The 15116-nt window shown below is 73.1% G+C and carries 11 protein-coding genes and 1 pseudogene; 7 read left to right on the top strand and 5 right to left on the bottom strand.

Annotation, left to right across the window (positions count from 1 at the left end; genetic code table 11):
* Positions 1 to 10 precede the first annotated feature (10 nt).
* The 4 genes from OG933_RS44815 to OG933_RS44830 all read right to left on the bottom strand — a co-directional run bounded on the left by OG933_RS44815 (position 11) and on the right by OG933_RS44830 (position 4875).
* Entirely contained in the window at positions 11 to 1462 is a 1452-nt protein-coding gene (locus OG933_RS44815) for an MFS transporter (protein WP_405624721.1), read from the bottom strand.
* Complete coding sequence (lanKC, locus tag OG933_RS44820; RefSeq protein WP_405624720.1) at positions 1462 to 4263, bottom strand: class III lanthionine synthetase LanKC; 2802 nt, start codon at positions 4261 to 4263, stop codon at positions 1462 to 1464. The genes OG933_RS44815 and lanKC overlap by 1 nt, the downstream gene beginning before the upstream one ends.
* A 111-nt stretch (positions 4264 to 4374) precedes the next feature.
* On the bottom strand, positions 4375 to 4566 hold the full coding sequence (locus OG933_RS44825) for a hypothetical protein (RefSeq protein ID WP_362534070.1): 192 nt from the start codon (positions 4564 to 4566) through the stop codon (positions 4375 to 4377).
* A gap of 96 nt (positions 4567 to 4662) precedes the next feature.
* The gene (locus tag OG933_RS44830) at positions 4663 to 4875 is read right to left on the bottom strand and encodes a hypothetical protein (protein ID WP_362534068.1); all 213 of its coding nucleotides are present in this window, start codon (positions 4873 to 4875) and stop codon (positions 4663 to 4665) included.
* 262 nt (positions 4876 to 5137) lie between these two features.
* On the opposite strand from OG933_RS44830, the gene OG933_RS44835 reads away from it, so the two are divergent.
* From OG933_RS44835 to OG933_RS44860, 6 genes and pseudogenes are all read left to right on the top strand, one after another.
* Entirely contained in the window at positions 5138 to 6271 is a 1134-nt protein-coding gene (locus OG933_RS44835) for a radical SAM protein (RefSeq protein WP_362534066.1), read from the top strand.
* On the top strand, positions 6268 to 7020 hold the full coding sequence (locus tag OG933_RS44840) for an iron-containing redox enzyme family protein (protein ID WP_362534063.1): 753 nt from the start codon (positions 6268 to 6270) through the stop codon (positions 7018 to 7020). Before OG933_RS44835 ends, OG933_RS44840 begins: the two co-directional genes overlap by 4 nt.
* A 1-nt stretch (position 7021) precedes the next feature.
* Positions 7022 to 7267: an aroma-sacti cluster domain-containing protein gene (locus tag OG933_RS44845; RefSeq protein ID WP_362534060.1), complete on the top strand. Its 246-nt coding sequence runs from the start codon at positions 7022 to 7024 to the stop codon at positions 7265 to 7267.
* Positions 7268 to 7374: 107 nt separating this feature from the next.
* Positions 7375 to 10494 carry an adenylate/guanylate cyclase domain-containing protein gene (locus OG933_RS44850; protein ID WP_405624719.1) on the top strand — a complete coding sequence of 1040 codons (3120 nt, stop codon included), beginning with the start codon at positions 7375 to 7377 and terminating at the stop codon, positions 10492 to 10494.
* Positions 10495 to 10559: 65 nt separating this feature from the next.
* Positions 10560 to 11309, top strand: a pseudogene (locus tag OG933_RS44855) (S8 family peptidase); the annotation flags it as partial.
* Positions 11310 to 11517: 208 nt separating this feature from the next.
* Entirely contained in the window at positions 11518 to 12069 is a 552-nt protein-coding gene (locus tag OG933_RS44860) for a GAF domain-containing protein (RefSeq protein ID WP_405624718.1), read from the top strand.
* Positions 12070 to 12143: 74 nt separating this feature from the next.
* Here OG933_RS44860 and OG933_RS44865 read toward each other — a convergent pair whose 3' ends face one another.
* Positions 12144 to 13865 carry a BTAD domain-containing putative transcriptional regulator gene (locus OG933_RS44865; RefSeq protein ID WP_362534053.1) on the bottom strand — a complete coding sequence of 574 codons (1722 nt, stop codon included), beginning with the start codon at positions 13863 to 13865 and terminating at the stop codon, positions 12144 to 12146.
* 664 nt (positions 13866 to 14529) lie between these two features.
* Here OG933_RS44865 and OG933_RS44870 point away from each other — a divergent pair.
* Positions 14530 to 15027 (top strand): SbcC/MukB-like Walker B domain-containing protein, encoded by a 498-nt coding sequence (locus OG933_RS44870; protein ID WP_405624717.1) that lies wholly within the window; start codon positions 14530 to 14532, stop codon positions 15025 to 15027.
* The last annotated feature ends 89 nt before the right edge of the window (positions 15028 to 15116 follow it).

Genomic DNA, 15116 nt, shown 5'->3' on the forward strand with positions numbered 1-15116 from the left:
TTCGTGGGTGTCAGGCCGTGGCCTTTTCGGTGTCCGGCACGGCCGGGGGTGACGGCATCAGCAGCGCGACGACCGCGAGCACGGTGAAGGCCAAGGCGAACACGGCGGCGGCGCCCGACAGAGACAGGTACGTCAGCAGCAGGCCCGCCGTCAGCGGGCCGAGCGGCTGGAGGATTTCCGTGATGAACCCCAGAGCCGTCGTGGTGCGGCCGTAGATGTTCTCCGGCACCGTCGTGGCCAGAATGGTCCCGAACACAGCCCCGTTGACCGGAGTCAGCAGGCACAGCGCGGAGTATCCGGCGGCGAACGCGATGCCGCTGCCGGTGTACCAGGCGAGGGCGAGCATGACGCCGGCGAGCGCGGGACCGGCCGCCATCACCGTCTGCATGCGCAGCCTGTGCTGGAGGAAGGGCGCGATCAGCGAACCGGTCAACCCGGTCACCGCCGCCGCGCTCATCGCGAGACCCACGGCCGCGGCGCCGTTGTGCTCCCGCCCGATGCCCAGCAACAGGGCGTAGGCGAGGGCCTGGAACGCGAAGTTGTCGCCCGCGGCCAGCCCGGCGAGCGTACGCAGGAAGGGGTCGCGGACCACATGGCGCAGCCCCGCGGTCAGACGGTGCAGAAAGCGCTCGCGCGGCGCGGCCTTCGCCCCGCCGCCCGCCTCCGGCTCCTCCGCCCCGCCGCCCGCCTCTGCCTTCTTCGCCCCGCCGCCCGCCTCTGCCTTCTTCGCCCCGCCGCCCGCCTCTGCCTTCTTCGCCCCGCCGTCTGCCTCCGCCTCCTGCGCCCCGGCCCGCCCGGCCGTCCGGCCCGCGCCGGCGTCGGGCCGGGCGGACCGAGCGGCCTCGGCTCGGCGCAGCGGCCGGTACAGGGCCAGCACGCACAGCGCGGACACCGCGTAGGTGACGGCGTCGATGGCGAACGGCAGCCACAGCGAAGCCGCGATGAGCACACCGGCCACGGCCGGGGCGATGATCCCGGCGGCGTAGGCCCGCGCCTGGTTCAGGGAGATGGCCGTGCCCAGCTGCGCGGCTGGCACGACCCGGCGGACGGTGGCGTTCTGACTCGGCCGGAACAGTTCCACCCCCACCTGCGCCACGACCACCGTGACCACGGCCAGCGCAATCGGCAGCCGGTCCAGGTACGTCCACACGGCGACGGTGGCGACCGTGACCAGGCGGGCCAGGTCGGCTACGAGCATCAGGCGCCGGTGGCTGTAGTGATCGGTGAGGTACCCGGCCGGCATCCGCAGCACCATCGCGGTCACCAGTACGGCGGTGCCGATGGTGCTGGTGGCCGACGTCGAGTACCCGCTGCTCAGCAGGGCGAGCGGCAGCACCAGCGCGGTCATGGACGTACCGAAGTCGGACAGCGCCTGCCCCACCCACAGCAGCCGGAACTCCCGGTTGGCCCGCAGCGGTACGGCGTCGACAGCCGCCTGGGAGGCGGCCGTGGTCGCCTCCATCACACACCGGTCCGGCCCGCGGCGGCGGGCAGCAGGTCGTCCAGCAGGAAGTTGCCGTTGGTACGGCCGCCGGGGCGGGCCGTGCGCAGGCGGTCCAGGAACAGCGCCACCCCGGCCGACCCGCTCGCGAGGTCGCAGCTCTCCCGCACGGTCTGCTCACCGGGGAAGACGATGCCCTCGGGCCGCTCGATCGCCATGCACAGCACGGACTCGGCCACCCGCTCCGCCTCCGCCAGCAACTCGGCGTCGCCGAGGAACTCGTAGGCATCGAGCAGGACGTTGCCCAGCCCGCTCGTCCCGTGGAACAGCTGCGGGAACACCGTGTACTTGCGGCGGACGTCGGGCAGCAGCGCGGTGATCCGCTCGCGCAGCACGGGATCGCCGGTGACGTGGTGGTAGCGCAGCAGTGTGGTGAGGACGCCGGCGGTGCCGTGGTCCCAGTAGTGCCGTACGACCATGACGGGTTTGTCGTCCGTGGCCACCGTCGCCGGGAGCGACAGCCGGCCGCCGGCCCCGGCGACCACCTGGGCCAGGTCGAAGTCCAGTGCGGCCCGGCCCAGTTCCAGCGCCGCCGGATCCCCGGTGGCGCAGTGCAGGGAGAGCAGGAACAGGGCGATGCCGGAGGCACCGTCCGCGTAGCCGACCGGGGTCGGCCGGCTCGCGTCGGGCCAGTGGGCCAGACCGTCCTCGCGGTGCGCCGCTTCGGTCAGGTGACCGCCGACGGCGACGGCACGGTCGAGGAACTCCGTGAGCCCTGAGTCGCGCCACAGCCGCAGGCACGCCATGCCGTAGCCGGCCGCCCCGGTCAGTACACCGGGCTCGGACAGCGACTGCGGGTGGCCGTGCGCGTCCCGGAGCGTCCGCACGGCTATGTCCAGGTGGCCGATGGCCGACTGCGCCCAGGCCACGCCCGCCGCGCCGAAATACAGGCCGGCCGGCATCACGTCGTGCGCGGTGGAGTGCCGCAGCGCCCAGGCGTGCAGATCGTCGGGCACCGTGCCCCGCAGCCGGTGCAGCACGTACAGCGGACCGTACGCCCCGTGGGCGAGCGAGAGCGGATTGGTCCGGAACACCGCGACGTCGGCCGGGAAGAGCCGGTCCTGACGGTCGAGGTCGGCGGTCTTGGCCCAGAAGTCGGCGACACCGTGGAGGGTGGCCTCCACCCGCTTGTGCAGCTCGGCGCGTGCCGTCGCGTCCGTCACCGGGGGCAGTCCCAGCGGGGGCGGCTGCCGCCAGGCGTCCGCGAAGGGCAGCGCCTCGATCCGCCGACGCAGGGCGGCAGGGTCGGGCAGGTCGGCGTCCTCGTCGTACAGGTCGGTGATCAACCGGACGAGTTCCGTCGGGAGTTCGAGGTCGGCGGCCGCTTCGGCCAGCAGTCTGCGCGGCATCGTGGAGTCGATGAAGTCGGTCTGGTGGCAGAGCAGGACGCAGCCCAGGATCAGGCCGCCGAGGGCGTAGTGGTCGGTGCGCCGGTCGCCCTGCGCGGCGAGCCTCGCGCGGCGGGTCACCATGCCGGGCGTGTACAGCCGCGCCCCGCGCGCCGGGCCCGCGGGAGCGTCCTCGTGGAAGGCGGACTCCATGTCGATGACCACGACCCGGTCGTCGCCGGTGACCATGACGTTCGTCAGCGACAGGTCGCCCATCACGATGCCGCGTTCGTGGCAGACGGCGATCGCGTCCGCGACGTGGAGCCACAGGGTGCGGAACCGCTCGTAGTAGTCGGTGAGGCGCTCGGCGCTCAGGTCGAGGTTGTAGACGGGGTTCTCGACGATGCCGAGGTGCCCGAGATGGGTGCCCTCGATGAACTCCTCGACGAGGAAGGAGTGTTCCCAGTCGGTGAAGAACGCGATCGGGCGCACGAACAGGCCTGTGTCGGCGAGTTCCGTGAGGATGTCGTACTCGTGCCGCAGCAGCTGGACGGCGTCCGTTCCCTCCGGTCCGATCTGCACGCCCGGCCGCGCCTCGCGGATGACCACGTCCGCGCCCGTGTCGTTGTCGATGCCGCGGTAGATGCCGCCGCGGTTGCAGAACTTCATCGCGCTGACGATCGTGAAGCGCCCGTCGGCGAGGGTGATGCCGGTGTCACCGCCGGCGGACCCGTTTGTCCCCGCGGGTTCGGCGCCGGCCGTGTCCGGTGCCGCGGGCTGCTCCGGGGCGGACTCCCCGGTGAAGGGGTCCGTGACCCAGGCCGGGAGATGGAAGTACGGGTGCCGGATGTCCACGACCGGCTCGCCGTCCGGGGTGCGGATCAGCAGTTCCTTCATCCCGGAGGGCCGCATCCGGGAGATCGACACGAAGCCGCCGTAACGGTAGTGGACCACCCGCGATCCGGGATAGCGCCGGTCGGAGAGGATGTGCGGGCCGTCGAAGCCGGCCAAGGCCTCGGTCAGCGCGTCGCCGACCGCCCGGAACTCCCGCTCGTCGGCCGGGTACACGGTGATGAACTTCCCGCTCGAGCCCCTGGGGAAAGACTTGCCGTTGGACTCGAGCATCGCCACCGGGTCCATCAGGAACTTGAAGTGCACGCCGGCGTCACGCAGCAGCGGCAGCAGGGCACGCAGCGTGGCGGCGCTCGTCGCGGAGGTTGCCGACACATGCAGCTTCCACCCCTGGGCGACGGCCGGCACCTGCGGCGGAGCGGTCAGCAGCCAGTAACCCCGCCGCCACAGCAGCCAGGACGCGGGCATCACCGCCCGGTACTCGCGCAGATGCTCCCCGCCGGGCGCGCGGCGCTCGAAGTCCTCGAACCAGCGCGGGTGGTGTGTCATATAGGTCTGGATGATTTCCCACTCGAGCTGCATTCCGCCCATCCCCTCTGCCGAGACCGGAAGTTGATGACGCGCCGTCCGGCCGGGCCGGGGAACCGCTGTCCCCGGCCCGGCCGAACGCCGTGATCGCGTGAACGCCAGCTGTCAGAAGCAGCTGATGTTGTGGCAGGAGCCCCCGCTTCCCGCGGGGTCGCTGATGATGGAGGCCTCCCTCTCGGGGGTGAGCTTTTGCAGACCCAGGACGGCGTCCTGGCCGGCCGCCAGGTGCGCCTCCACGTCGCCGTCGGCCTCCGCGGCCTCGACGGGCTCGGCGTCGGGACGGATCTCCTCGGACATGGCGTCACTCCTCACATCGACGGGTACGGGGTGTACGGCGTTGCCGTGGTTCTCCGGCCGCCAGGCCCTGGACAGCCGGCGCCGGTCATCGGGCCTCTAGAAACAGCTGATGTTGTGGCAGGAGCCCCCGCTTCCCGCGGGGTCGCTGACGATGGAGGCCTCCTTCTCCGGGTCGAGCCGCTGCAACTGCAGGACGGCGTCGGCGAGCGAGTGGGCGGCCACCTCCGCCGCGCGGGCCACCTCGGCCGCCTTCTCGACCTTGGTGGAGTCGTCGTCGCCCTGCACGGGTACCTGGTCCGCTTCCGTCATGGGATCTCCCTCCCTCGTGAGCATGAGGCCGGTCCGTCCCTTCCGGTCCGGCTGGCCCCAGACGGTAGGAACGCCTGCCACAAGAGCGGTTGACGGACGGTGAATACGCAGCTCCGGCCCCCTGCGGCGGGACACCGAAGGGTTTATCCGGACGTGCACCGGCCGCCACCGTCACGCATTTCACAGCCCTGACCTGCACATATACCGTTTTCGAACCCCTTCGCAGCCACAGGTTCGACACTCGGCCGGTGAAGGACGATCCGTGCCGGACCACGGCCTCACCGAGAAGGGGGTGGCCATGCGGCTGGCCGAGCTGATGGCGCTGCGCCAGAGGATCGTGGCGGGCGCCCTGGTCTCGCTCACCGAGCGCTGCCCGCTGAGCTGCGCCCACTGCTCCACGGCCGCCACCCGCCGCGGCCGCGACCTCGACAGCGCCGCGCTGCTCGGCTTCCTGCGTACCTTCACGCCCGCGGACCGCCCGGACGTGCTGATGCTGACCGGCGGCGAGCCCCTGCTCCGTCCCGGTCTGGTGATCGAGGCGGCCGTCGCCGCCCGCGCCCGCGGCACCCGCACGGCGGTGCTCTCCGGCGCGTTCTTCGCCGACGGCGGCTCGCTGCCGCCCACCGTCTGTGAAGTCGCCCGCGCCGTCGACCACTTCTCGCTCAGCCTGGACGCGTTCCACGAGCGTCAGGTCCCGCGCCGGAACGTGTTCGACGTGCTCGACGCGCTGCTCGGCACCGGCGTCGCGGTCAGCCTGCATCTCCTCGCGGACGGCCCGGCGGACCCCTACCCCGACGAGGTCGGCGCGCAGGTCCGGCGCCGCTTCGGGACGGACGTACCGATGCTCGTCGGGCAGGTGCGCCCGGTGGGCCGCGGCGGCACACTGCGCCCGCTTCCCCGCCCGCCGGCCGGCCCCGACCCGTGGGCGGCCGCCCCCTGCGACATGGCCGCCTGGCCGGTCGTCACCACCGACGGCACCGTCACCGCCTGCTGCAACCAGGACGTCGCCGACCGCCGGGTGCGCCCCGGCCACCTCGGCCTCGGCGACATCCGTACGACGACCTGGCAGACCGTGCGCGAGCGCGCGCAGGCCAGCCCGATGCTGCGGATGATCCGCACGGTGGGCCCCGTCCACATCGCCACCCGCGCCGGCCTCCCCGCCGGCGGCTACTGCGCCACCTGCCACCGCCTCGACGGCTCGGACGCCGCCCGGGACTGGACCGACCGCGCGGGCACCGGCCCGGCCGGTGAGCTGCTCCAGTCGGCCGCGGTCCACAGGGGCGAGACGGGCGGCCCCGCGGCGCTCGTGGCCCGCCACGGCCCCGCGCGCCACGCACACCTCGTCGACCCGGGCCAGGGCCCGGCCGTCCGCCCCCGGCAGGAGCACACGCCGTGACGGCGCCATCCGGCCCCCTCGCCCCCGCACCCGGCGTGCGGCACGCCCAGGCACCCCTCGGAGCAGAGCTGCGCACCGTCCTCGGTCTGGTGGCCCCCGTCCTGCACCACAGCGCCGCCCGGCTGTGGCAGCCGCAGGGCCTGCGGGCACGCTATCTGCGCTACCTCGTCACGATGCACACGGTCATCCGGGCCTCCGTACCGCTGATGGAACGGGCCCGGGCCCACTGCCGCGACGCGCCCGCCACCGACTCGGCGGCCCGGCCGCTGGGCAGCTACCTGTCCGCGCACATCCCGCGCGAACGCCACCACGACACCTGGCTGCTGCGGGACATGGAGGCCGCCGGACTCCACCCCGGCCACGAACTCGCCCGGCCCCCCTCGCCGGAGGTCGCCCGGCTGGTCGGCGCCCAGTACTACTGGATCGACCACTTCCACCCGCTGTGCCTGCTCGGCTATGTGGCGGTACTCGAACTCAACGCTCCCGCAGCGCCGTTGATCCCCCTGCTGGCCGACCGCACGGGTCTGCCCCCGGCCGCCTTCGACACCCTGCGCCTGCACGCGGAGATCGACGCCGGACACAGTACGGCAGTGCTGAGCACCCTCGACGAGAGTGCGGCGGTGCCACAGGTACGGGCGGCGGTCAGGCTGAGCGCACTGCACACCGTGAAGGCGCTCGCCGACGTACTGAACTCCCTGACCGACGTGACGGACCGCACCGGCGGTCCTCCGGAGCGAGAGGACCACTGACATGACACCGGACAGCGGTGAGGAAGGCGCCGTCGACGGCGCGGGGGAGCGCGGCGCCGGATCCGTATTGAGGGCCCTGGAGCAGGCCGGCTTCCCGGTGCGGGCGTTCACCGGCGAGCAGTGTGCCGTCTTCGCCGGGCTCACACCGCAGGAGCTCGAACTGATCCTCGACCTGAAGGCGCGCCTCGACGCCGTGGAGCCGGAAGTGCAGGCGCACACCGTCGTCGCGGGCGCGGCGCTGTTCTGAGCGGCTCGCACGAGCGGCTGTGCACCACGGGCCGTACGACCGGCCGGCCGCACACGACCGGCCGTACCTGCGACGACGTCCGACGGCGAGTAGCGAGGGGACCGCTCATGCAGCAACGCAAGGTGATCACCGCGCTCTTCTGCGATCTGGTCGGATCCACCGAACTGTCGGGGGCGCTGGAGCCGGAGACGCTGCGCTCCGTGGTACTGCGCTACTTCGACGCGATGCGCGGCGGGATCGAGTCGCACGGGGGGACGGTGGAGAAGTTCATCGGGGACGCCGTGATGGCGGTGTTCGGCGTGCCGCACGTGCATGAGGACGACGCGCACCGGGCCGCCTCGGCGGCCCTGGAGATGATCGCCGCCCTGGACGGGCTCAACGCCGAGCTCGACCGGGACTTCGGCAGCACCCTCGCGGTCCGCATCGGCCTGAACAGCGGGGAGGCCGTGACCTCGCAGGACCTGGAGGGGGACGGCACGGTCGTCTCCGGCGAGGTGGTCAACGTCGCCGCCCGGCTCGAACAGGCGGCGCAGCCCGGACACATCCTCATCGGCCCCGCCACCCGCACGCTCCTGGGCCCCGCGGCGGTCGTCGAAGCCGTCGGCCCGCTCACCCTCAAGGGCAAGCGCGACCCCGTCGACGCGTTCCGGCTGCTGAGCCTGGCAGCCCAGGACGGGCCGCCGGGAGCAGCGCGGCCCGCGGCCGCCCTCGTCGCACGGACGCGGGAGTACGACCGGCTCGCGACGGCGTGGACGCGGGCTTCGCGGGACGGCACCGGCCGCCTGATCCGGCTCACCGGCGACGCCGGCATCGGCAAGACACGCCTGCTGCGCGAATGGCTCGCGGTCCGGTCCGCCGAGGGCTCCCTCGTCGGCACCGGTCGCTGCCACTCCTACCGCGACGAGGCCAGCCTGGCACCCCTGGCGGCCGCGATCCGGGAAGTGCTGGACACCGCGACCGCCCGCACGACGCCGGCATCCGCACGCTCCGGGCCACCGCAGGGCCCCGCCCCGGCCCGGCCGTGGGACGGTGCCGCGTACGAGGTGCTGCGCGGCGGACTGCTCGCGGACGGCACGCCGAGCCCGTCCGCCGAGACGACCTGGGCGGCCGCCGCGGCGGTGCTGCGCGGCCTGGCCGCCGTAGGACCGGTCGCGCTCGTCCTGGACGAACTCCAGTGGGCCCGGCCTCAACTCCTCGAAGGCATCGCCCGGTTGACCGACATCCTGGCCGGATCACCGGTACTGCTGATCTGCTCACAGCGCACCGGCGAGGACGAGCAGCCCGCCACCGCCGACGAGATCCGTCTGCGCCCGCTGTCCCACGCCGACTCGCTGCGCCTGGCCCGCGCCCTGGCCGCCGGCGACCTCGACGACGGCGTACTGCACACGGTCGTGGAGCGCGCCGAGGGCAACCCACTGCATCTGGAACAGCTGCTGACCATGGTCAGGGACGGCGCCGACCCGGGCGGGCTGCCGGTGACCGTCACCGCCGTTCTCGCCGCCCGCATCGACGTCCTGCCGCAGCCGCAACGAGCGGTGCTCGACGCGGGCGCGGTGATCGGCCGCCGGTTCGCCGTCGCGGAGGTCCGCCGGCTCCTCGACGACCCGCCCGCCGACACCGCCTGCCCGGAGCACGCGCTCGTGACAGGCGCGATGCACGACCTCGTACGACGCGGCCTCGTCGAACCGGCTCCCGGGGCCCCGGCGACCCACCAGTTCAGCTCCGGACTGCTGCACGACGTCACCTACCGGTCCCTGAGCAAGAGCCGGCGGGCCGCCTGGCACGAGCAACTGGCGACCCGCCCCTCCGCCGCGGCCGCCCTGGCCGCGCACCACCTGGAAGCGGCCTACCTGCACCGGCGCGACCTCGGGCTGCGGGGCGAACACGTCGAAGGCCTGCGGGGCCGGGCCGCCGACGCACTCAGCCGCGCAGGCCGGTACGCGCTCGCCCGCGCCGACCTGTCATGGTCGGCGGAGCTGCACGCCCGTGCCCTGTCCCGCTGCGCCCCCGGCGAGGCCCGGTGGCGCCATGCCGCGCAGGGACTGGGGGAGACCTGGCTGGCACTCGGCCGGACGGGCGAGGGCGGCGACCTGCTCAGACAGGTGCGTGACGCGGCGTCCGCGGCCGAGGACCGGCTCGCCGGCGCCCACGCCGGCCTGCAACTGGCCTCCCTGGACCCCGATACCTCGCCGACGACGGCTGCCGACGCGGCACGCGCCGCACTCGCGGTGTTCGGGGAGTTCGACGACCGGCTGGGCCTGGCGCGCGCCCATGTGCGGCTCGCGCAGGAGCAGCAGTACGCCGGACGGCATCGCGCCGCGAGCGATCTGCTGGCCGTCGCGCTGGGCCACGCACTGGCCGCTGAGGCGGCCCCGGAGCGGGCGATGGCGCTCGGAGCGCTCGGCATCTCCCTGTGGCACGGACCCACCCCGGCCGGCGAAGCGATCGAGCGCTGCCGAGCCCTGCTCGCCGAGCACGGCCCCGGCAACCCCGTCGTGGTGGTCGCGCTGAACTACCCGCTGGCGAATCTGCTCGCCCTGTGCGGCCGCACCGGCGAGGCCCGCGGCTGCCTGACGGACGCGGAGCGGTTCGCCGCCGGGCTCGGCTACGCGGAAGTGGCCGCGTTCGGGCCGCTGTTCGCCGCCGGGGTGGAGGTCCTCGCGGGATCGACGCGGGAGGCGGAGCGGCTGTTGCGGCAGGCCGTGGAGACGTTCCGCACGGTGGGCGGTCCGCAGCTGCACGCGGCCGCCTGCCGGGACCTCGCACGGGTGCTGCTCGCCCGCGGGCTGCCCTGGCACGCGGCGTCGGCCGACGTCCGTGACGTGACGTCGGGCCTGGAGCCCGCCGATGCGGGCCGGCACGGCACGGCTGTCCCGGCGCCGGCAGCGGCGCTGCCCCCGGCGGACGCGGCCGACGACTTCGGGGTGCGTGCCCTGGCCGCCGCCGCGGCCGGGGATGGCGTGAACGCGCTGCGGCTGGCCCGCCGCGCGGTGGCGGCGGCGGACACCACGGATTCACCGATCGGCCGCGCGACCGCCCGGCTCGACATGGCGCAGGTCCTGTACAGGACGGGACGGCCGAACGCCGCCGCCCGAAGCGCAGGCCGGGCGGGTCGTCTGTTCCGGGCCAAGGGCCATGCCGTGGGAGCGACGGCCGCGGGGCAACTGGCCGCCCGGGCAGCCGAGACGGCCCGGGGCCGCACCGCGGCGAGCGGGGACGGCCGGTGACGCGCGCGCTGAGCTGGGGGCTGGGGGACCGGCGGCCGGACGACATCCAGGTCCCGGCGGCGGCCATGGGCGGCGCCGTCACCCCCGCATGGGCGTGGGGCGGCTCCACCGGCCGCAGCGTACGGGTGTGCATCGTCGACAGCGGGGTGGAGCGCGACCACCCCATGGTCGGGCGGGTGGCATCGGCGCACGTGGTCGTCGAGGGGGACGACGGCCGCCCGCGTACGGTGCCCTCCGGCAGCGGCGACGTGTGCGGCCACGGGACCGCCTGCGCGGGGATCGTCCGCGAGGTCGCCCCCGACTGCGAGCTGCACAGCGTGCAGGTGCTCGGGGAACGGTTCACCGGCACCGGCGACTTCCTGCTGGCCGGTCTGCGGTGGGCGGTGGAGCAGGGCTTCGACGTCATCAACATGAGCCTGTCGACCACCCACGAACGCTTCATCCGCGAGCTGCACGAACTGGCCGACGAGGCGTATTTCCGCCGGTCCGTCATCGTCGCGTCGGCGCACAACAGCCCTGTGGTCAGCTTCCCCTGGCGGTTCAGCTCCGTCGTGTCGGTCGGAAGCCACCAGGAGGACGACACCGGACTGCACCTGTACAACCCGGCTCCGCCGGTGGAGTTCTACGCCAAGGGCCAAGACGTACGCGTGGCGTGGCTGGACAACTGCGTCACCCGCACGACGGGCAACAGCTTCGCCACCCCGCGCATCGCGGGACTGTGCGCGCTGATTTTGGCCAAGCACCCGGCGCTGACCGTCTTCCAGCTCAAGACGGTGCTCTACCTGACGTCGGCCAACGTCCGCGCGACGGACCCGGCCCACGGGGCCACGCACATGCCCGCCGCTCCCGTGATCACCCCCGCACCCCCGCCCCGGCCCGAGTCCGGCGCGGACCCGGTGGGTGACGGCCTCGTATCCGCGCACGGTGCCGGCCGGCAGGCCTCGGGGGATGACGGGCAACGCCCCGACGGCCGGCCCGGATCGCCCCCGCCCCCGAAACCCAACCGGAGAAGTGAGGTCCGCGGTGTCCCCGATTCTTCCTTCTGACGACACCCACGCGCTGCTGCAGTCCGTGGTCGACGTGGCCCGGGCCATCTTCGCCGCCGCCGCGAGCTCGGTGTTCCTGCTGGACGACACGGCCGGCGAACTGGTCTTCGAGGCCGTCTCCGGAGAAGGCGAGGACCTGCTCGTCGGCACCCGGTTCCCGGCCCACCGGGGCATCGCCGGCTGGGTGGCCTCCTCGGGCCAGGCGATGATCGCCGACGACCTGGCGAAGACCCGGACCTTCGCCCGGGACCTCGCCGAGTCCACCGGCTACGTCCCCAACGCCCTCATGGCCGCGCCGCTGCTGTCGCAGCAGCGGGTCCTGGGCGTCCTGGAGGTGCTCGACCCCTCGCCCCGGCCCCGGGCGGGCCTCGAAGACCTCGACCTGCTCTCCCTGTTCGCCGGGCAGGCGGCCATCGCCCTGCGGGTCGCGGGCCGCTCCGCGCCCGGCGCCGGCACAACGGCCTGGGGCGCCACCGACGAGCAGCTGACGGACGCCTTCCGCGCCTTCCTGCGCGATCGTTCCCGCTGACCGCGAACCCGGCGAACCGTAATCATGATCATGACAAGTGGTGGTGTCCGGGACGACAGCACGCCGTAAGCCGCTCACGTGCCCGCCACCGGCGGCAGATCCGCGGCCGCCGGGCCGGTGACCCGGCGGCCGAACTCGTGGGTGAACCCGGACATGCCGTACGCGGCGATATGGGCACTGACCTCCCCGGCGGGCGGCATCAGCAGATTGCACTCGTGCAACTCCTCCACCTCGGAGATCACCTGGTCGTACCGGAACGGCGGAGTGAGCGACGCCAGCCTCCGATAGGCCAGCCGCTGCTGCTGCGGCAGATCGCGCCAGAACGACTCGTACCGTTCCCGCAGCACGAGTTCACCGACCGCCATCTCGTCCAGCAGGGAAGGTGCCACGCTCAGCCGGTCGGCGTAGTCGGCCAGCCGCACATGGCGCAGCGAATCGAGTTTCGCGGCGATGATACGGATGGCCAGCGGAAGCCCCTCGCAGCACTGGACGATCCGCCGCGCCGACGCCTGGTCGCTCATCACCCGCCCGAACCCGACGATCCGACCCAGCAGTTCGGTCGCCTCCGCCCCCTGGAACGGGGGAAGCTCCACCCGCGCCACCGCCTCCAGCCCGCTGAGCCGGTACCGGCTGGTCACGAGAGTGCAGCTGGCACCGGACCCGGGCAGCAGTGCCAGGACGGTCTGCTGCCCCACGGCGTCGTCCAGCACGAGCAGAATCCGCCGGCCCGCCACCCAGGTCCGCCACCGGGCCAGAGCCTGCGCGACATTCTGCGTCCCGGGCAGACCGACACTGTCCAGCAGCGCCCGCAGCACCGACCCCAGCGAGCGGTTGCCCAGCTCGGTCATGATCAGCCCGTCCGGGAAGGCGTCGGCGAGAAGATGGGCCACACGGACGGCCAGCGCGGACTTGCCCACCCCCACCGGCCCGGACACGACCATCACCCCGCCCTCCCGGCGGGCACGGAAGTACCCGAGCGCCCGCTGCACCTCGTCGGCACGGCCCACGAAGTCCGGCAGATCACGCGGCAGCTGATTGCCCGGTCCTGGACGGCGCTCGGGCGCGGGAGCCTCCAGGAGACGACGGTGCAGCGCCGCCAGCGCCGGCCCCGGCGTCACGCCCAACTCCCCTGCCAGCGCCCGCCGTACGGTGTCGAAGTGCGCCGCGGCCTCGCTCTGCCGGCCGGTCGCCGCGAGCGCCGTGATCCACGCGGCGGCGAGCCGCTCGCGCAGGAGATGGCACACGACGTGCTCCTGGAGCCGGTCCAGCACGAACGCGTGGCGGGCACGGCCGTTCTCCAGCTCGGCCCATTCCTCCAGCGCCGACACCTGCATCTCCTGGAGCCGGTCGACCGCTGCGGTCAGATACGGCACGTCACCGAACTCCCTCAGCGGCCGGCCCTGCCAGAGTTCGAGGGCCTCGGCGAGCGCGTCGCACGCCGAGTCCGTGTCCCCGTCACGAGTGCGCCGCCTGCCGATCCGGGCCAGTTCCTCGAACCGCAGCAGATCGCACTCCGACGGGTCGAGCCGCAGCAGATATCCGCCCGGCGTGTGAGTCAGCCGGCCGCCCAGCACGCGGCGTAGACGGGAGACGTAGACCTGAAGGTTCTTCCTCGCGGTCCGCGGGGGCCGGCCGTCCCACAGGGCGTCGATGAGGCCGCCGACCGGTAACACATTGTTGGCCTGGCTGACGAGAACAGCCAGTAACAGACGCGGTTTCGGCCCGCCGAGATCGGCTCTCCCGCCCCCGTCGCCCCGCACGCATAATTCCCCGAATGCAGTGATCAACCGATTCATGTATCGACATTGCCACAGGCCCTTCTTCCCCGCAGGAGGGTCCGACCAGCAAGTTCCTGCTGTTTAGACGCATGACCCCGGCGCACGCCGAGACCGCTTCAGCCGCCGCGTACCGGCAGCGGCTTTGCGATGCTGCGACTGCGGAGCCGCGAAGGACGGACACGGACACCACTACGCCCGAAAGACACATCAGGAATGAAGGCGTCACACACGTTTTGTCCATATCGGAACGCCGCATTCCCTCACCTCGGGGCAGGGCACGGGGCAGCGGTCCTCCGGCACTTCCCGCGGGCAACGGCCCCGGGGAGCCCTGAACGAGCTGTCACGATCACCCCTGCGCGCCATCGAAGAAGAGATCACCCAGTGGCGCGAGGCCTGCGCAGCACACACCGCAGTCCTCGACAATCCGACACTGCAGCAAGCCGCCGCGCAGCCCCGCGCCGACCTAGACACAGCCACGGCTGCACGGGCTGCCGCGGATGACCAGCACGCCGAGGCGGCCGCCGCCGCCAGTGCCGCTCACACCCGCAGCGCCGCCCTCACCGCCCTGGCAACCGACCTTGATGCCGCCGTCCAACGTCTGCAACCGCTCGAACAAGCGCACCTCACCGCCCGCCACCCAGCCGAACTCGTCACCGGCAACTCACCCAGCGCCCGGGTACGCATGCAGCTGGAGTCCTACGTCCTGGCCGCCCGCCTGGAAGAAGTCGTCACCGCCGCCAACACCCGCCTGCACCTCATGTCCGAGGGCCGCTACACCCTCTCCCACTCCGACCACCAAGCGGCCCGCGGCGCCCGCTCCGGCCTGGGCCTCCAGATCACCGACTCCTGGACCGGCCGCCCCCGCAAGACCGACACACTCTCCGGAGGCGAATCCTTCTTCGCCTCCCTGTCCCTGGCTCTCGGACTGGCCGACGTCGTCACCCACGAAGCCGGCGGCAACCCTCTGGACACCCTCTTCATCGACGAAGGCTTCGGCGCCCTCGACGAAGACACCCTCCATAAGGTCCTCGACGTCCTGGACTCCTTGCGCGCCCACGACCGTACCGTCGGGGTCATCAGTCACGTCCCCGAACTGCGCCGCCGCATCACCCACCGCCTCCACGTCCGCAAAGACCCCACTGGATCGGCCTTCGCTCACCTGACGGCAGCAGCCGAATAGCTGTGAAAGAGACCTGACCGGTTCGGCACCTGCGGGCGGGCGCCGAACCGGGCAGGCAGCAGACCCGAACGTCCACTGCCCACGGCTAC

It is taken from the genome of Streptomyces sp. NBC_00016, from assembly GCF_045040885.1.
Lineage (GTDB): Bacteria > Actinomycetota > Actinomycetes > Streptomycetales > Streptomycetaceae > Streptomyces > Streptomyces coriariae.